An 18,493-nucleotide genomic window follows, 5' to 3' on the forward strand; every position below is an offset into this window, starting at 1 on the left:
AGCAACCGACGGATGGTTACAGGTGCGCGTGGACCTATGGCGAAGAGCGAGCGTGCGAACGGCTTGGCGCGAAGTCAACAAAGGAAGGAGAAGCGGGTTGGTCTATCAGATTGATGTTATGCTACATTAATGTCCGATTGGGGCTTGGTTGCAACCATACTCGAAGCTGTAATGTCAGCGCATGAAAAGTGAATTTCTCTCCGCCGGAGAGTTGGGTCGCTTCGACGTTCTGCTACTCAACTATCGTTGGGTGAGGATTCGGCTACTGACTGAAGCCGATGGTCAGGTGCGGAGCGACGCTTTGCGGTTATTGCTTCTTCATCAATTTTCGCAGTTCCGTTTCCACCGAGAGCAGAACGTTTTCATGCATCGCCAGAGAAGTATTGTCCGCCACCGTGATCATTGCAGCCAAAACTTCGTCCTTCGTCCATCCCGCCTCGATGGCGTCCCCCAGCAATTCGAGCAGTCGATCTTCGAGTGCTCCCTGGCATTCACTGAAGCGGTCAGGATGGTTTTGCGGGTAGCTTGGTTTGAGTATGGTCATTGGGACGATTCCCATGTTCTAAATTCGTTAAATTTCGGGCACGGACGAGAAGCTGCTCCAGAATATCCACTGCCATGGTTGCCTGCCCCGGCGAGATCGGTGGGGCAGGCGATACACTCTTTCTTTGTAGGCGGATATTCCGGATCTCTCCCAGTGTCTTTGCAGCACCCGGAACGACGGTATCAAGCTGTGTAATCATTGCAGCCAGCTGCGACACGTCGACCTTGTGCTGGGCGTTAGGAATAACCTTAATCCCGGCATGGTTGGCGACCGCGAGACTTACCTGGCGCACGCCTTCAACCGCTATCAAGAAACGCGATTGAGTGGTCGCAACATTTCGAGTGTCCGTTAAATATGCCTCAGCGTCTGACAGGCGCTGCTGAATGACCGCTTCATCGCGCCGGGTGATTTTGACCGCGAGGACGGGCGCAAACTGCCTACCAGGGCTCATCGAGCAATCGCTAGGCTTGTGCGAGAAGGGTACGTAAAGGTCATTGTCACCACCAACTTCGACCGCCTCCTCGAAAATGCTTTACGCGAGGAGGGCGTGGAACCCACTGTCATCGCGTCTATTGATGCCTTGAAAGGTGCGGAACCTCTGGTGCATACGAGTTGCTATCTGTTGAAGCTTCACGGTGATTACAAGGATGCGCGTATCCTCAATACGGAAGAAGAGCTAGCGGCCTATCCAGCAGAATATGATGCATTGTTGGACCGGATTGTTGACGAATACGGCCTTATCGTTTGCGGATGGTCGGGAGAATGGGACCACGCCCTGCGAGCCGTGTTGCTGCGAGCGCCCACACGGCGCTATCCATTATTCTGGGCGACAAGAGGCAGGCTTGGAGGCGGGGCAGATGACATCGTGCGTCAGCGTGATGCTAGGGCGATTGAGATCACTGACGGGGATTCGTTTTTCGAGGGACTAGAGCAACGCGTCGCGACATTGGCTCGCACACATCGCCAGAACCCATTGAGCGTTGAGCTGTTGGTGAACACTACGAAACGGTACCTCGCGAAACCCGAGCACCGCATACAGCTTGACGATCTAGTCACTTCTGAAACACGGTCTTTGATCGGGAAGCTTGACGATAACCTGCTGAACGGTGAAGGAGGGTGGAGTCCGGAAGAGTTCAGGCGGCGGATCGCGCTCTATGAATCCCTTTCCGAACCGTTGGCCCGTATGGCGGGTGTTCTTGGCCGTTGGGGGGACGGCAGTGAAAAGGCACTGGCCCTCGATGTGATCGAGATGTTGTCTAGTCATGCGGATCAGTCACTGGGCGGCCTGAATGTGTGGCTGGATGTTCGGGCGTATCCGGCTGTTCTATTCATGACTGGATACGGCCTCGGCCTTACCCGAAGTCGGCGATGGAGTAACCTTCACGATCTTCTTGTAGCACCGATTCAGAAGCGCAATGAGCGCGGGACCGAGCGCGCTGTCGAAAAGCTGTTCCTGTCGGCGTGGCCGGGTGGAAACAACGACTATTGGAAAAATCTGGACGGTTTTGAGCGGAGAAAGACGGCGCTTAGTGACCAACTCAGCAGCCTTTACCAGGATTGGAGCAAATCGTTCGTGGGTGCGTCGCCCGACTTCGAGCGGCTTTATGAGAGTTGGGAGATTTTAGGCGGTCTCGTTTACCTCGAACGGACTGATATCGGTGAGATTGATGCTGCCCTGGCGCAAGATAGTCCGAATGGTTGGGTTTGGTTCCCAATCGGCCGAAGTGGGTGGCACGAAGACATGCGTGAGCAGATACTTGAAGGTCTTCTTTCTGATCCGATGAGATCGGAACTGCTGGAAGCGGGATTCGCCAATAGAGACACGAACTTTCTGAGCAAAACGATCTCGAACTATCGCCGACTGGCTGGTCGAATGAGATGGTGACAGGGGAACCATAGCCATCAAAGGAGTTCGAATCGGCGTCGGTATGCCCCTCTCTTCATTCGCAAATTTCATTATTTTTGATTTGCCTCAACCAAAGCGATGTCATTTCAAAGCCGCTTTACTGCATCGGCAGTAACACTTCATCCCGTTCCAGTTTGCGCCTGTTCCTACCCGACTCTTGGTGCATTTTTGGCCCGTCCACACATTTCGGGACCTGCATAGGCTCCTCCGTCACTAAATCTCGATGACGACCGTGGCATTGAATTCTGGGTTCTCGTCGGGATAACCCTTGGGATTACAGATGATCCGTGTATCACCCACCCGATAGTCGCAACTGTTGTGCGTGTGCCCGTGAACCCAAAGTTCGGGTCCACTCTCCTCGATCAGCTCGCTGAGATCTGATGCGAAAGCTGCGCTTAATAGATCGCTCTGAAACCGTTGCGGCACTGAAAGCATGTGGGGAAGATGGTGTGTGACGACAACCGTCTTGCCGTCGAACGTTGTAGCTAGAGCAGCACTGAGGAATGATTTGGACTGCGAGTGGACTCTGACCGTGTCAGACGGGGTTAAACGGATAAAGGGCTTCTTCCGCCAAAAAATGGCCCGGTAGTCCTTCATATGATTCCGAGCATAGAGCATCGCTAATTCTTGATGCCCCTGTATTCTGAAATCCGTCCACAATGTTGCGCCGACGAACCTCACACCGTCGATTTCGACGAGGTTGTTCTCAAGGAAATGAACACCAGGATACTGGCTCGCTAATTCCTTGGCTTCTTCCAGGCCATCCACGATCGAGCCGCGGTAAAATTCGTGGTTTCCCCCAACGTAGACGACTGGCATGCGCGGCGCAATGTGTGTACCGAGCCAACCGATCGCCTTCTTGAACCCGCGATGCACGTCACCCGCCGCGACGCAGACGTCGGCATCAGGAACATGCGGCGGCAGCGCGACATTGTCGAATTCCAAATGGAGATCGCTGATGATCCACAGCTTCATGATGATCCTATGTCCGCCACTGCTGACTGCTGGCATGTCATCGCAATTTCAAGAAAAGTAAATGTATTTTTCGACTGTCAAACGGAGTGCGCGTTAGACCTCCATAAGTGCGCGTTAAACCTTCATACCTACATTCTCGACTACTGGACGGAGTGCGCGTTAAACCTCCATACTTACATTTTCGATGATCAGACGAAGTGCGCGTTAAACCTTGATACTAAATATCCCCCGAAAGCCAACAACGTGCGCGTTAGACCTACATTGTTGATTTCCACTGAGAACTGACCCGGTATTTCCACCGAGATTTGACCCGCCTTTATGTATGTTTCGGATCGGGTGTTGTGGTCAAGTTCCTGTTTTTCTCCTTCGTGTTTTTCGGTTTATGGGCTGAACTGTTCTTGAAGCGGAAACTGTCGTTCCCCGTTTCGAGTATGTGGCAGTGATGTGTGAGCCGATCGAGCAGTGCCGTGGTCATCTTGGCATCGCCAAACACGCTGGCCCACTCGCTGAAGCTGAGATTGGTGGTAATGATGATGCTGGTGCGCTCATAGAGCTTGCTCAACAGATGGAAGAGTAAAGCCCCGCCTGATGCACTGAACGGCAGGTATCCAAGCTCATCGAGAATGACGAGATCGGAGTGGACGAGCCGATTGGCGATCTGCCCGGAACGCCCCTGTGCTTTCTCTTGCTCAAGCGCATTGACCAGCTCGACCGTTGAGAAGAAACGGACCCGCTTGTGATGATGCTCGATGGCCTGGATGCCGATCGCCGTTGCGATGTGCGTCTTGCCTGTGCCGGGTCCACCGATGAGGACAATATTGTTGGCCTCATTGAGGAATTCGCAGCGATGGAGCTGGCGCACGAGGGCTTCATTGATCTCGCTGCTTGAGAAGTCGAAGCCGTTCAGATCGCGATAGGCTGGAAAGCGTGCCGTCTTGAGCTGATAAGCTGTCGATCTAACCTCCCTTTCCGCCGTCTCGGCCTTGAGGAGTTGCGACAGGATCGGAATGGCGGTCTCGAAGGCCGGCGATCCCTGTTCGGTCAGTTCACCGACTGCTTGCGCCATGCCGTGCATCTTCAATTGCCTCAACATGATCACGATAGCACCGCTGGCAGGATTATGACGCATGGCGCACCTCCGTCTTCCTCAGGGCGTCGTAGCGTTCGACATTGGCCTTGGGCTCGTTGGTGAGCATCAGGGCCTGCGGCGCATCGATAGTTGGCGGCGTGAAGGATTTGCCATCGACCAAGCGATGAAGCAGGTTCAGCACATGCGTCTTCGTTGGAACGCTGGACTTCAATGCCATGTCGACGGCCGAGAGCACGGCTTGTTCATCGTGCTGAAGGACAAGCGCCAGGATGTCGACCATCTCGCGATCACCTCCCGGCTTCTTGAGCAGGTGTTGCTGCAGCGTCCTGAAGGCGTCTGGGAGTTCGGTGAACGGTGCACCGTTGCGAAGAGCGCCCGGTTTGCGCTGCACGACCGCCAGATAATGCCGCCAGTCGTAAACCGTCTGTCCCGGTCCATCATGCGAGCGGCTGATGATGCGGCGGTGTTCGCAGATGATCAGGCCCTCTGCAGCGACAACGATGCGATCCGGGTAAACCCGAACGCTGACGGGCCGATTGGCGAAGGATGCTGGAACGCTGTAGCGATTACGATCCAGGTGCACGAGGCAGGTCGGGGAAACCCGCTTGGTGTATTCAACAAAGCCGTCGAAGAGACGGGATGTTGGCATCAGAGCCTGTGCTTCCTCGGCCCAGAGATCGGCAATAGTCCCGCGCATCTTCCCATGCGAGGTCTGCTGCCAAAACTCCTTGCAGCGAAGCTCCAACCAATCGTTCAGGGCTTCCAGTGATGGAAAGCGCGGGATCGGTTGAAAGAAGCGATGACGCGCATCCTGAACATTCTTCTCGACCTGGCCCTTCTCCCAGCCAGATGCCGGATTGCAGAACTCGGGTTCATAGAGATAGTGGCTGGCCATCGCCATGAAGCGGACGTTGACGTCACGATCTTTTCCGCGGCCGACCTTGTCGATGGCAGTCCTCATGTTGTCGTAAATGCCGCGCCGGGGAACGCCGCCAAACACACGGAACGCATGGTTATGAGCATCGAACAGCATCTCGTGCGTCTGCAGCAGATAAGCCCGCACAATGAACGCGCGGCTATAGCTCAGCTTCGTATGCGCTACCTGCAGCTTGGTTCGCTCATTGCCGATGATCGCCCAGTCCTCGGACCAGTCGAACTGGAACGCCTCGCCAGGCTCGAATGTGAGCGGCACGAATGTCCCACGACCTGAGGTCTGCAACTCCCTTTGCAGGTCGGCTTTCCATTCCCGAGCAAATGCCGCCACACGATTGTAAGAGCCGCTATAGCCGAGGCTCAACAGATCGGCGTGCAACTGCTTGAGGGTGCGCTTTTGCTTGCGGTGTTTATTGGCCTCCGACCTCAGCCACGCTGACAACCGATCAGCGAAAGGATCAAGCTTGCTCGGCCGATCCGGCACCGCGAACGTCGGTTCCACGCCGTCTGATCGCAGATATTTGCGGATGGTGTTCCGGGATAAGCCAGTCCTGCGGCAAATCTCCCGGATCGATAAATGCTCTCGAAAATGCCAGCGTCGGATCACGCTCAGTAATGCCATGTCGATCACTCCGTAGCCCCCGCTGAAAACACGCAGGGCAAGGTTCAAACATGGGTCAATTCTCGATGGAAATATCCTTTGTTGCCGGGTCAGTTCTCAGTGGCAATCAACAGCTCATGCTGGCGCTTGATGCCATTGCCCATTATCTCGTCATAAGCGCTACGCATTCCATAGAGCTTGAGACTGCTCATCAATTCCAGAACTTGAGTACGTTCCATGTCAACTTGCCCTCCTGAGGCTGTCATAACGTGCGCAATCGGCCACTGGCTCATGGGTCAGACGAAGCGCATCGGGGGTGTGAAGGGTAATTGTGGGAGCCGGATCACGGCTGCGAGCCAGAATGTTGATGATCACTGCGGCCGAGCAGACACTGTGGTCGAGTGCCTCCTGGCAGGCCGCATCCACTGCCGCCAGCCCATCGGTGGGAACGCATCCAAGGATGGTCACCATTTGCCGATCGCCATCGCTCATGCCCTTCAGCTTCCGACGAACCTTCTCCATCGCTGCGGGCAGAATCCATTCGCGGAACGGAGCCCCATTCCTCAAGGCACCGGGTTTGCGAGCCAGGACAGGCACGTAATGCCAAGGATCGTAGATCGTCTCGCCCCGGCCGAACGAGCGGCGATGCTCCGCAACACTCACACCATCCTGGCGAATGACGACCCTCTCGGCATAGGCATGGACCTCCACCGGGCGACCAACTGCGGTTGAAAGAACCGAGTATTTGTTGTTGTCGAAACGCACGAGGCATGTCTTCGACACAGATGCCGGAACGCAGTGGAAGCCGTCGAATGGCCCGGCATAGTGGACAAGGCTGCGGCGCTCCTCCTCAAAAGCCTGCCAGATCATCTGCTCGGCCTGCTCCGGATGACGATGCGCCTTGGCATAGGCGATGCATTTGTCGAGCAGCCAGACATTCAGCTCTTCCAGGCTTTTGACCCGAAGTCGCGGTGTGAAGAAGCGCTCGCGCACAAGGCCAACCTGGTTCTCGACCTGTCCCTTCTCCCAGCCGGATGCGGGTGTGCAGGCAACAGGCTGCACCAGATAGTGGCTGCACATTTGCAGGAAACGCCGATTGTACTGGCGTTCCTTGCCGACGAACACAGCCTCAACCGCCGTCTTCATATTATCGTAGATGCCGCGAGTGCAGGTGCCGCGAAAGAACGCGAAAGCCCGGTCATGCGCATCGAACACCATCTCCTGGCTTTCGCGCATGTAGGCCCGGGCAAACATCATCCGGCTGTGACAGAGACGGACATGGGCGACCTTCACGGTCGTCGTCACTCCGTTGATCAGAATGATCTCATGGCTCCAGTCGAACTGGTAAGCTTCTCCCGGTGCATAGAACAGTGGTACGTAGGCTTCCGCCGTCACCGCACCGCGTGTCTTCGACCACGCCTTCGCGTAGCGGCGCACTGAATCATAGCTGCCTTCAAATCCAAGAGCGCGAAGCTCCTCGTAGATGCGGATCAGCGTCAAACGCTCGCGCGATTGCTTGCCCTCATTGGCTTGCAGAAACTGATCGACCTGTTCCCGCCAGGGACCGATCCGAGGCAAGGGCTGATGTTCCCGCTCATAGGAAAAATCCGTCTCGTCCGAGCGCAGAATCTTGCGCACCGTGTTCCGCGAGACATGCAACTCGCGGCTGATCTTCTTCATCGACCAGCCCTGCACATGGAAGGCTCGACGAACCCGCGCAATCGTATCCACTGTCTTCAACTCCCGCTCCATCCGCTGCCAAGCCGGATGGTCAGATCTAATCCAGGGGGGTCAAAATTGGATGCCGATTACCCCGCAAACGGGGTCAATTTTGCATGCCGAAACACACATTATAAGCGCTAACCCCCAAGTCGCGGAGTGTGTTGTCAAGAGGAATTCCGCGCTCATTGCACCAGGCCTCGGCCTTAGCGGTTTGTCGACGCAAAGAATCCCCGCGGGCTTGCTCTGGTGTTGAAAATCGAATGTAAGAGTACGCTTTCAGCAAGATACTGCCCCGTCAGATGATTCGCGTCATTAATGTAGCACAACCTCTTGATGATGGGGCCTCCAGGGTCCGGCAAATCCATGCTGGCGCAGCGGCTGCCCTCAATCCTGCCGCCGCTATTGCCGCGCGAGCTGCTTGATGTGTCGATGATCGCCTCGATAGCCGGCGAACTCATGGGCGGCAAGTTGACGGACAGACGGCCGTTCCGCGCGCCGCATCATTCGGCTTCCATGGCCGCAATGGTCGGAGGCGGCATTCGCGCAAAGCCGGGCGAGGTCTCCCTGGCCCATCGCGGCGTGCTGTTTCTCGATGAGTTCCCCGAGTTCACGCCGCAAGTGCTGGATTCCCTGCGCCAGCCGCTGGAAACTGGCGAATGCATGATTGCGCGTGCCAATCACCGTATCTCTTACCCGGCTCAAATCCAGCTCGTGGCAGCCATGAACCCGTGCCGCTGCGGAATGGCGGGGGAACCCGGTCATCAATGTGCTCGAGGACCGCGATGCCGGCAAGACTATCAGGCACGGATCTCCGGACCGTTGCTGGACCGTATCGACATCAGGATCGACGTGCCCTCCGTCAGCGCTACCGATCTCATCCGGCCACGCTCCTCGGAAAGCAGTGCATCCGTCGCTGAACGGGTCGCGCGGGCGCGGACGATCCAAAAAAGGCGCTACGAACAGTTGGGTTTTCCATCGATCACAACCAATGCGCAGTGCTCAGTTGCTCTGATCGAAAAGGTGGCACAACCGGATGGTCCCGGTGTTTCCTTGCTACAGCAGGCGAGCGAGCAAATGCGCTTCTCCGCCCGTGCCTATCACCGCGTGCTGAAGGTTGCGCGGACACTTGCCGATCTCGATGGACAGGAAGTCGTTGGGCGCATTCATCTTGCCGAAGCTATATCGTATCGAATGGCGGCGGATTCGATCAACGCGGCTGCGTAACGCCAGTGCCATGAAGGCTTCACCGGGTCACAAAAAAGTGCCGGACCTTTCGATCCGGCATTTTCGAGTTGATTGAGGTCGAACCGGATCCGATTACTGAACCGAGCCAACCAGGATATTCGTGGGTGCCTCAATGCTGACCCAGCGACCCGTATTGTTGGTAGCCTGGCGTTTGAGGTAGGTATATGGGGTCTCGGACCAGTTCTTTACACCGTCGACGAGGTTATCAAGGATGAAGTCGCCCTTGTCGGTGCGGACGGTCAGCACGGCGTGACCCTCGCCGTCCGGCTTGCGCACCACGGTAATCAGCAGATTGGCTGGAGAAATGCCCGCCTGCATCAGGTCGCGGCGCTTCAAGAGCACATAATCCTCGCAATCGCCAACCGTGTCGGGATAGGCCCAATATTCTTCGACGCCATAGATTTCCATGTCGGTCAGCGGCTTGATCTTCTGGTTGTCATTGCTGTTGACGTTAACGATCAACTGCCAGAAATCGTGATTCATCTTTTCCGGCATGACATTGCGGCTACGGATGGAACACTCGTCAGGCATTCTCTTGCAGAATTCATAGTGACCGATCGGCTGTGATGTCAGGCCGCCTGTGGTCATGAATGCTTCGGAGGCGAAAGCGGTATTTACGCCAAGCGTACCCACGAAGAGCGCCACGGCGACCCCCATGGACTTTACAACCCCTGCTACCCCGAACATGCTGTACTCCAGACCCGATCCGCTATCGTTAACAAAACGTTAATGGCGGGAGGGGACATGAGTCAATCACAATGGCGCCACGATCCAGCCATTGTTAATATATGGTTAAAATTTGAAATTTCGCATTCCCCCAATATTCATGAGGGCTTCAGCGGCACATGAGAAACTGCGCCGGCTATCGGAAATTCGGGCGGCGACAAGGGTCTCGCTGCTGGGCAGGATAGGATAATATATTGATTACAAACGGTTTCTTGTTCAATGAGCGGCGCGCCGATCGTAACCGGTCCCAATCACTTTTGCGAGGCTAGGTGTTTCGCCAGTACATCCGACGGATTATATCTCAAGCGCGCTTACTGATCGGCGTCACATTGGTCCTGCGGTTCATTTGTGCGTGATCATTAACGAACTGGACGATACGAGGCGCAATCTCTGCACGAAACCGCGAGCCATTGAATACGCCATAATGACCTACCTTCGGTTGCAGGTAATGCATGCGCATCTCGTCCGGAATATTGACGCAGAGTGTCTGTGCCGCCTTCGTCTGGCCAACGCCGGAGATATCGTCGTTCTCGCCTTCGACTGTCAGAAGCGCGACATTGCGAATGGCAGAGGGATCGACCGGAAGACCGCGGTGGGTCATTTCGCCCTTCGGCAGGGCCTGGCGAACAAACACCGTATCCACTGTCTGTAAATAGAATTCCGCGGTCAAATCCATAACCGCGAGGTATTCATCGTAGAACTCGCGATGTTTGTCGGCAGAATCCCCGTCTTCCTCCACCAGATGCATGAAGAATTCCTTATGGGCGGTAATGTGGCGGTCGAGATTCATGCTCATAAAGCCCGATAGCTGCAGGAACCCCGGATAGACATCGCGCATGAAACCGCCATGCGGCCACGGAACCGACATGATGACATTGTCGCGGAACCAGTTAATGCCCTTTTCTTCCGCAAGCTTGTTTACAGCGGTCGGATTTTTGCGCGTATCGATCGGTCCGCCCATCAATGTCATGCTGGAGGGAGCGAAGGGATCGCCATTGGTTTCCATGATCGAAACGGCGGCGAGCACCGGAACGGAGGGCTGGCAGACAGCCACAACATGCGTGTCTTCGCCCAATGCGTGAAGCATTTCAATGACATAGTCGATATAGTCGTCGAGGTCGAAATTACCATGGCTGAGCGGAACGCTACGGGCATCGACCCAGTCGGTGATATAGACTTCCGCATGCGGCAGCAGCGCTTCGACCGTACCGCGAAGCAGTGTCGCATAGTGACCGGACATCGGTGCCACTACGAGAATCTTCGGATCGGCAGGACGTTTGGCAGCCAAGGCGCGCTTGAAATGGATGACGTTACAGAACGGTTTCGACCAGACGATCTTTTCTTTTATATCTGTTTCGACACCGTCAACGATCGTGGTCGGCAAGTCGAAGGCGGGCTTGCCGTAGCATCGTGTCGTGCGCTCGAACAGTTCACACATGGCGGCAACCGAACGTCCGACCACCGTTTGAGACAATGGATTCAATGGGTTATCATAGAACAACCTCGTTGCATCGGCGAAGGCCCGGTAAGGCTGGAGCGCAGCATGATTGAGTTCATAAAGCTGGTAAAACATTCCACTGTCCGATCGATCAACACAACGGCAATGCCAGGAACATGTCCCTTACATATGAAAATGTTCTTGACTGGTCAGTGACCGTAGCTGGTTTCACCGATATTGCAATGCAACAAAGTGATAAGGCGCGGTAAAAATGTTCACAACTTCGCGCGCTGGAAAGTAAGTGGATCTTTGTAGCCGCCTAAATGTTCTAGGCGCCTTCGACAACAAGCATCTCCGCGTCGGCGACGGTAATGCGGATGGCCTTAGCGGCTTGATATTCCGGGGAATTATAGCAATCGAGCGCTGCCTGGACCGATGGGAATTCGATGACGACGTTACGGCCCCGTGCCTGACCTTCAAGCACATGGTACGTGCCGCCACGAGCCAGAAAGTTGGCGCCATACTTCTCAAAGGCGGGCTTGGCGGTCGAAATATAGTCCTTGTAGCGTTCCGCATCCCTGACATCGACGCGCGCGATCCAATATCCCTTGGCCATCCTATATTCTACCTTTCACAACCAAATTACTCGACAGGGTTGAAAATCTTGCACCATTTCAGCCGATTGTTGTGCGAGATTCAATGATTCTTGCGTAGGTTTTGCCGAAAGTTGCGCAGTTCTTGCCTCTTATGCCGCTTCAGGCGTTTGACATTTCCGCAAGGATCGCCTCGGCCGCGGCCTTCCGGTCTGGCACACCGACAATCGGTCGCGCGACCACCAGATGGCTTGCCCCGGAACGCAACGCATCGGCTGGGGTCATCACCCGTTTCTGATCGCCGGCATCGGAGCCCGTGGGACGGATGCCGGGCGTGACAACGGCCAGCTCCGGCCCGACGATCTTGCGGACGACGGCGGCTTCGGTCGCGGCACAGACGATCCCGCCCATTCCGGCTTGAAGCGCTTGCTCGGCGCGAATGAGGACCAGCGTATGCGGGTCGTGCTCATAGCCGGCGTCAATCAAGTCCTGCTCGTCCATGGAGGTCAGGACCGTAACCCCGAGAAGGCAGAGGTCCGACCCGCGGGCAGCTTCGACCGCGGCCTTCATAGCCTTTGGATAGGCATGCAAGGTCAGCATGGAAACACCCATCTTGACGATATTTTCGACGCCCTTCGCGACGGTGTTGTCGATATCGAGGAGTTTCATATCGAGGAAGACTTTTTTGCCTGAGCTTGCAAGCTCAGTGGCGAAACCCAAACCGCCAGCGAAAGCTAGCTGATAGCCGATCTTGTAGAACGACACGGTATCACCGAGTTCGCTGACAACCTGTTCGGCGGCCTGCAATGTGGGCACATCAAGGCCGACGATCAGGCGCTCGCGCAAAGCCGCATCCGTCATGACAAACCATCCTTTTTTGATCGAATCTCAATCGCACACATACGCGCAATTGGAAATATCCTATCGGCGGGAAATGGCGAATCTCGTGTGGTCGATCAAAGATTGGCACGCGCGCTGCATCGATTTGGATGTCCGCTCGTCTTTGAACGAGCCGTCCTCGGCAAAAGCCTGATGGGCGTGGATAACCGAGCATTGCTCGGTGATGATCTGAGTCCCGACATTCATCAGCACTGAACGCAAATGATAGAGACCGCGAGCGCCGCCGAAATTTCCTTCCGAAGAGGAGCACAGCGCTATAACCTTTCCGGCATAGGGTTTGCACGGCCTGTCGCCATCCTTCGAGATACGGCTGACCCAATCGATGGTATTTTTCAGGAGTGGCGGGATCGAGGAGTTATATTCAGGCGACGCGATCAGGATGCCGTCATGCGCGGCAAACAAGCGGCCAAGCTTCATGGCATTTTCCGGAACGCCTTTTTCGTTCTCCAGATCCTGATCCATGATCGGCAGCGGATAATCGATCAGCGCGATCCGTGTGACATCGGCTCCAAGCTCGACCAATGTCCTGACCGCGACATTCGCCACCTGGCCACTATAAGCACCCGTACGATTCGAGCCCGCAAAAACGAGAATTTTCGGCAGCATTGAGCCCCCTATGCGAAGTTACCAGACTATTCAGGAGACTATAGAAGGTCAGTCGACCCGGCGGTAGACCCACAAACGCGCCGGCGGCACATTGCGGATGATGAAATCAAGATGCTCGATCTTGTAATTGCCACGCCCGGCCGGAACCGGCGACATCGGCCCATAGGTGATCTGCACGATCGGACGGCCACGCGGGATGCGGCGCAGCAGATCCTCAATGATTTTCACACGGTCGCCAACAGGGAAATTCAACAGGGGAACGGCTGAGACGACCGAATCGAACTTCTGCTCGCGCTTGTCACCAAGCGTCACGTCGAGATTGAAGGCATCGCCCTCGATAATATTCACGCCGGGAAAATCCTCGCGCAGATGTTCGGCGAAATCGGACGAGTATTCGACGCTGTAAAGTTTGGAAGGGGTTACGCCGCGATCGAGAATCGCGCGGGTGATAACACCGGTGCCTGGCCCAAGCTCGAGCACGGGAAGACCGGAATGCGGGTTGACGACACTGGCCATGCGGCGGGCGGTGATGGAACTTGTCGGCAGGATCGAGCCGACAGCCTTGGGGCCATGCATCCATCCCTTGAAGAACCGGATTTCCTCGCCGAACTTTTCAGCCAGCTTTTTGCCCAAGGGTCGTGACATCCCGCTTATCCTCCGTCGCAGTTAGACAAGTTTATGACGCAACACATGGCGGAAGCAAGACCGACGGGAGCGAAAGTGTCAATAAAATTATTCGCTTAGGCCCTCGAAGAAGTCCTTCATCCGCGCAAAGAAGCCCGAGGATTGCGGGCTGTTGTCCTGCGACGAGATCCGGTCAAACTCTTCCAGCAACTCGCGCTGGCGTTTGTTGAGGTTTTGCGGCGTCTCGATTGCGATCTGGATATAGAGGTCACCCATCGCCGGCTGGCGCAGAACCGGCATGCCCTTGCCCTTCAGGCGGAACTGCTTGGCATTCTGTGTACCGTCCGGAATTTTGACGCGCGTCTGCGTACCATCGAGCGTTGCCACTTCGAACTGGCCACCCAGCGCCGCAGTCGTCATCGAAATCGGCACCTTGCAATAAAGGTCGGCACCATCGCGCTGGAAAAACTCATGCGGCTTCAGCGACAGGAAAATATAAAGATCGCCGGCGGGGCCACCACGCAGGCCCGCTTCGCCCTCGCCTGTCAGACGGATGCGCGTGCCATCTTCGATGCCTGCCGGAATATTGACCGAAAGAGCGCGCTCTTCGGTGATTCGTCCCTGGCCACTGCATTTAGGGCAAGGATCCTTGATGATCTGGCCACGGCCATGGCAGGTCGGGCAGGTGCGCTCGATCGAGAAAAAGCCCTGAGCTGCCCGAACACGGCCGGAACCGCTGCACATGCCACAGGTGACCGGCTGTGTGCCTGGTTTAGCGCCGCTGCCCGAACATTCGTCGCAGGTGATCGAGGTTGGGACCCTGATCTGCGCCGTCTTGCCGGCATAGGCTTCTTCCAGCGTGATTTCCATATTGTAGCGCAGGTCGGCGCCACGTTCGCGCCCGCCGGAGCGGCGCTGACGTCCGCCGCCCATCATCTCGCCGAAAATGTCTTCGAAAATATCTGCGAACCCGCCGGCACCGCCAAATCCGCCACCGCCATTCATACCGCCGTTCTCGAAGGCAGCATGACCGAAGCGGTCGTAGGCAGCGCGCTTCTGCGGGTCTTTCAGCGTTTCGTAGGCTTCGCCGATTTCCTTGAAGCGATGCTCGGCATCGGCATCGCCCGGATTCTTGTCAGGGTGGAATTGCATTGCCAGTTTACGGAAAGCGCTCTTCAGCTCTTTCTCATCAGCGCTTTTCGCTACGCCGAGGGTTTCGTAATAGTCAGCCTTCATCCAGACACTCGTTCCCAGAAAATCGCAAACGCTTCTTCAGAAGCGCGTTTAAAGGCGGTATTTAGGTGTTCATCGCCATGAATGCCATAGCCAACTTATATTGATTCGCGCGAAACGGCACATATTTGCGCATTATTGCGTTTGTGTGGCAAGCATTCCACGATTTTGCTGGCGCGGGAAAGAGCAAATGATGAAGCGCACCCCGGCCAATAGCAGGGGCGCACTTTTACCGCAACGCAGTATTCAGGGCGTTTGCGGCTCAGCCAGCAATTCGAACTCCGAAAGGGCCACAGCGCTGGTCCCGCCGAATTCCAATTTGTACTTTGAATAGACCTCGGTGTTTTTCAGCGCGAACGGACGTCTGCTGACGCCACTGAAAAGTTTGCTCCTTGCGTTGATCGAGTGTCTTCCAGGTCTTGCCGTCGTCGTTGGAGGCCTTGAGCGTCCAGCTTGCCGGATCCTGCCCGGCGGTCGCTGCTGACGAAATCGTATAGAGCTTGACCACGCTGCCTTTTTTCGAAGTCTGCAGCGAAGCCTCGATCCAGGCCGAGCCGGAGGCGCTTGCCCATTCCGTACCGGAATCGCGATCGAAGACGTTTGCCGACTTGTCGGCGGTGCTTGCAGTCACGTCATAGGCCCTCGCAGGCAACAATGACTGCAAGGGCGACGGCTTGGCGCTGCCTTGTGTTATCGAGGTCGGCACGTCGGTATCGCCGGTTCCCCATTGCGACGGGTTCGGTCCCATGACGAATTCAAGGGTCGCGCCATTGGCGATATCCTTATGCTCAAGGAAATTTTTGGTGACTGGCTTGCCGTTCACCTTCAGGCTTTGCACATAGCGGTTGGAAGCGCTGACATTGGGTGCGGTGATGACGATCTTCTTTTTTAGATTGTTGACGGTGTTCAATGTCACGGTCATTTTCGGGAAGTAGGGCGCGCCGATGGCATATTCCGGGCGGCCCATGCTGACGGGATAAAAGCCCATGGCGCTGAATAAATACCAAGCCGATTGTTCGCCATTGTCCTCATCGCCGATATAGCCCTCGCCGGTCGAATTGCCTGCCGCGTCGAAGCCGGAGAAATACAGCTTGTCCATGACGTCGCGCAAGTATTTCTGCCCGGTGGCTGGAGCACCAGCGTAATTGTACATGTAGATGGAGTGGTGCACTGTCTGGTTCGAGTGCTGGTATTGGCCGACATTGGCCAGTTGCGCTACTTTTCGCGCTTCCTTGGCTTCATGGAGGTCATAACCATAACATCCACCGCTACTGGAAGGCGCTGCCGTAAAAAACGCATCCAGCTTGGCTTTCAGTTTGGCCCGCCCGCCATAAAGGTTGGCAAGGCCCCGGCCATCCTGCGGCGCGAGGAAAGTGTAAGACCAGGCATTGCCTTCCGTGTAGTTACATCCCCAAACATCAGGTCCGGCGGCGTTCCAGCCTGTTGCATCGTCCCATTCCTCCTGCTGACTTTTCCCGCGAAACCAGCCGCCCGCCCATGTGCCTGTCGACGTGGCATCGAAAAGATTGGTGTAGCTGATGGCGCGATTGGCAAAATAGGCGTGCTCGTCACTGTAATTAAAAGTGGTTTTGCCATCTCTATTCAGGGCTTCCGCCATCTGCGACAGGCCGAAATCGTTCAGGTAGCCTTCCAGTGACCATGCTACTGACTCACCTCCGCCAATTCCGGTGGGTTTGTAGCCATAGAAAACAGACCTCTCCATGCCCTTGCGGCCTCTGTCATCTTGGCTGCTGTAGCTCATGGCGTTTCTGAGCATGGAAGCATAGGCGGCCTCGACATCGAAATTACGCACGCCTTTCAAATAAGCGTCAGCAAAAATTATATCGGAACTGGTTCCTACCATCGAATCCCTATAGCCGGGATTTGACCATCGCGTGGTCCAGCCGCCATCCTTGAAGCCATTAACAAACCCGTCGATCATCTCTCCTGCTTCATTGGGTATAAGTAAGGCATAGAGTGGCCACGTAGTCCGGTACGTATCCCAGAACCCGTTATTGACCCATATTTTCCCTTTTTTCAGCTTGTTTGTTATCTCGCCTTCCGGAGATTGAGCAATATAGGGGCTGACATAGGTCGGCACAAATTTGCCATTGGCGTCCTTGACATTTTCCCAGGCAGAATTGGGATAGAGAAAGCTTCTGTACATATTGGAGTACAGAATGGTTTTCTGGTCGTCACTTGCCCCTTCCACCTGAATCGAGTTGAGTTTTTGATTCCAGGCGGCCTGTGCCAATGCCAGGATGTCCTCGAAGCTTTTGTCGGCGATTTCCTGGTTCAGATTGTCTTCGGCCTGTTTCTCGCTGATGAAGGAGGTGGCGATTTTCATGCCGACAACCTTGGCGCCTGCGGGCGTATCGAACTGCATCCATGACCTGACGTCGCCTGGCGAGATATCCTCTTTGTACGTCTTTATCTTGCTGTCGAACTTGACGAAGAAATACATTCTTGGGGTGTATGCGTCGGCACCGTGTCTGGTGAATCCAGAAGCAGTGCCCAAAGCCTGGTCGACTTTCAGCGATCCATTGCCTTCGAATGTATCAAAGGCAATCGTGGTCTTTGCCATTGTGTCGGGTGCTGTAAACCGGACATAGGCGGCGTGATCCGTCGGTGTCATCTCGGTTTTCATTTCATTGTCGAAGGTCACGCTGTAATAATGTGCCTTGGCAATTTCGTTCTTCCGCTGAAATGTTTCGCCGCTATCCCATGGAATACTGACAGTCTCATCCCTGACAGGCATGAATTTCAATGCCTGGTGGTTTCCATTCCATTTGCTGGCTTCATGGGTCACAGCAAATGCCCGCATTTTATTCGAGGTTGGGCTATAAAACGTGTTGCTATCGCCCGTGTTCACAGGGGACCACATATTGAAGCCGAAGGGCATGGCAGTGGCGGGAAAGGTGTTACCGCGCGAGATGCAGTCGGAAGCAGACTCGGAAATTGAACCACGCGTGGTGTTGACGAATTGCGCGAGTTCCTGCGGCACGAAAGTGTCCGGCTGAACGAGAGGGAGAGGGTCGATCCCGTCGCCGGTTTCGCCTTTTCCTTGATCGCCCGTAGTCTCGGTCGTCGTGACGTTTGGATCTATTCCGGTCCGATCCGTGACCGGATCGGTGGTTCCGTTAGTATCATTTGCGATATCGAATGTTGCGGTTTCGGTTCCACCGCCAACCTGTGGTTCACTCACTACCGAATTCGAGCCGTTGCAGCCGGCGAGGATGGTGCAGCCGAGCAGCCCCATGAAAAGGGTTTTCTTGAAAGTCATAATTCCTCCCGAGGAAGTCTCAATCGATAAAATATGGTTTGATGAAAATGGGCGCGCGGGGGTTATGGTCGCCG

Annotated in this window: 16 protein-coding genes and 2 pseudogenes; 2 read left to right on the forward strand and 16 right to left on the reverse strand. The window is 55.5% G+C overall.

What is annotated here, in order from left to right:
• Window positions 1–307 precede the first annotated feature (307 nt).
• Together ACSQ3H_RS03335 and ACSQ3H_RS03340 are read right to left on the reverse strand one after the other, a co-directional pair.
• Window positions 308–544 (reverse strand): hypothetical protein, encoded by a 237-nt coding sequence (locus tag ACSQ3H_RS03335; protein ID WP_436115730.1) that lies wholly within the window; start codon window positions 542–544, stop codon window positions 308–310.
• Window positions 504–995 (reverse strand): hypothetical protein, encoded by a 492-nt coding sequence (locus ACSQ3H_RS03340; RefSeq protein ID WP_436115731.1) that lies wholly within the window; start codon window positions 993–995, stop codon window positions 504–506. Before ACSQ3H_RS03340 ends, ACSQ3H_RS03335 begins: the two co-directional genes overlap by 41 nt.
• Window positions 996–1,013: 18 nt before the next feature.
• Between ACSQ3H_RS03340 and ACSQ3H_RS03345 the strand changes: the two genes are divergently transcribed.
• On the forward strand, window positions 1,014–2,429 hold the full coding sequence (locus ACSQ3H_RS03345; protein WP_436115732.1) for an SIR2 family protein: 1,416 nt from the start codon (window positions 1,014–1,016) through the stop codon (window positions 2,427–2,429).
• Between the two features lie 234 nt (window positions 2,430–2,663).
• Here the strand turns inward: ACSQ3H_RS03345 and ACSQ3H_RS03350 are convergent, their stop codons facing one another.
• From ACSQ3H_RS03350 to ACSQ3H_RS03375, 6 genes and pseudogenes are all read right to left on the reverse strand, one after another.
• Window positions 2,664–3,425 carry a metallophosphoesterase gene (locus ACSQ3H_RS03350; RefSeq protein ID WP_436115733.1) on the reverse strand — a complete coding sequence of 254 codons (762 nt, stop codon included), beginning with the start codon at window positions 3,423–3,425 and terminating at the stop codon, window positions 2,664–2,666.
• 316 nt (window positions 3,426–3,741) lie between these two features.
• Window positions 3,742–4,554: an IS21-like element helper ATPase IstB gene (istB, locus tag ACSQ3H_RS03355; protein WP_436115734.1), complete on the reverse strand. Its 813-nt coding sequence runs from the start codon at window positions 4,552–4,554 to the stop codon at window positions 3,742–3,744.
• Complete coding sequence (gene istA / locus ACSQ3H_RS03360) at window positions 4,544–6,070, reverse strand: IS21 family transposase (protein ID WP_436115735.1); 1,527 nt, start codon at window positions 6,068–6,070, stop codon at window positions 4,544–4,546. Before istA (ACSQ3H_RS03360) ends, istB begins: the two co-directional genes overlap by 11 nt.
• Before the next feature lie 113 nt (window positions 6,071–6,183).
• Window positions 6,184–6,288, reverse strand: a pseudogene (locus ACSQ3H_RS03365) (IS21-like element helper ATPase IstB); the annotation flags it as partial.
• A gap of 1 nt (window position 6,289) precedes the next feature.
• Complete coding sequence (gene istA / locus ACSQ3H_RS03370) at window positions 6,290–7,789, reverse strand: IS21 family transposase (protein WP_436115736.1); 1,500 nt, start codon at window positions 7,787–7,789, stop codon at window positions 6,290–6,292.
• A gap of 85 nt (window positions 7,790–7,874) precedes the next feature.
• Window positions 7,875–8,054 carry a recombinase family protein gene (locus ACSQ3H_RS03375; RefSeq protein ID WP_436115737.1) on the reverse strand — a complete coding sequence of 60 codons (180 nt, stop codon included), beginning with the start codon at window positions 8,052–8,054 and terminating at the stop codon, window positions 7,875–7,877.
• Window positions 8,055–8,092: 38 nt separating this feature from the next.
• On the opposite strand from ACSQ3H_RS03375, the pseudogene ACSQ3H_RS03380 reads away from it, so the two are divergent.
• Window positions 8,093–8,995, forward strand: a pseudogene (locus ACSQ3H_RS03380) (YifB family Mg chelatase-like AAA ATPase); the annotation flags it as partial.
• A 93-nt stretch (window positions 8,996–9,088) separates the two neighbouring features.
• Here the strand turns inward: ACSQ3H_RS03380 and ACSQ3H_RS03385 are convergent.
• The 8 genes from ACSQ3H_RS03385 to ACSQ3H_RS03420 all read right to left on the reverse strand — a co-directional run bounded on the left by ACSQ3H_RS03385 (window position 9,089) and on the right by ACSQ3H_RS03420 (window position 18,419).
• Window positions 9,089–9,703, reverse strand: a complete 615-nt coding sequence (locus ACSQ3H_RS03385; protein ID WP_436115738.1) for a transglutaminase-like cysteine peptidase — start codon at window positions 9,701–9,703, stop codon at window positions 9,089–9,091.
• Between the two features lie 340 nt (window positions 9,704–10,043).
• Complete coding sequence (locus tag ACSQ3H_RS03390) at window positions 10,044–11,315, reverse strand: polyhydroxyalkanoate depolymerase (RefSeq protein ID WP_436115739.1); 1,272 nt, start codon at window positions 11,313–11,315, stop codon at window positions 10,044–10,046.
• A 193-nt stretch (window positions 11,316–11,508) separates the two neighbouring features.
• Window positions 11,509–11,796, reverse strand: a complete 288-nt coding sequence (locus ACSQ3H_RS03395) for a DUF1330 domain-containing protein (RefSeq protein WP_436115740.1) — start codon at window positions 11,794–11,796, stop codon at window positions 11,509–11,511.
• A 139-nt stretch (window positions 11,797–11,935) separates the two neighbouring features.
• Entirely contained in the window at window positions 11,936–12,634 is a 699-nt protein-coding gene (gene pyrF / locus ACSQ3H_RS03400; RefSeq protein ID WP_436115741.1) for an orotidine-5'-phosphate decarboxylase, read from the reverse strand.
• A 60-nt stretch (window positions 12,635–12,694) separates the two neighbouring features.
• On the reverse strand, window positions 12,695–13,279 hold the full coding sequence (locus ACSQ3H_RS03405; RefSeq protein WP_436115742.1) for an NADPH-dependent FMN reductase: 585 nt from the start codon (window positions 13,277–13,279) through the stop codon (window positions 12,695–12,697).
• Between the two features lie 48 nt (window positions 13,280–13,327).
• A complete protein-coding gene (gene pmtA / locus ACSQ3H_RS03410) occupies window positions 13,328–13,924 on the reverse strand; it encodes a phospholipid N-methyltransferase PmtA (RefSeq protein WP_436115743.1) in 597 nt (198 codons plus the stop codon).
• 87 nt (window positions 13,925–14,011) lie between these two features.
• Window positions 14,012–15,139, reverse strand: a complete 1,128-nt coding sequence (dnaJ, locus tag ACSQ3H_RS03415; RefSeq protein ID WP_436115744.1) for a molecular chaperone DnaJ — start codon at window positions 15,137–15,139, stop codon at window positions 14,012–14,014.
• 259 nt (window positions 15,140–15,398) lie between these two features.
• Window positions 15,399–18,419: a GH92 family glycosyl hydrolase gene (locus tag ACSQ3H_RS03420; RefSeq protein WP_436115745.1), complete on the reverse strand. Its 3,021-nt coding sequence runs from the start codon at window positions 18,417–18,419 to the stop codon at window positions 15,399–15,401.
• Between the last annotated feature and the right edge of the window lie 74 nt (window positions 18,420–18,493).

The organism is Phyllobacterium sp. LjRoot231, from assembly GCF_964253365.1.
Classification (GTDB): Bacteria; Pseudomonadota; Alphaproteobacteria; order Rhizobiales; family Rhizobiaceae; genus Phyllobacterium.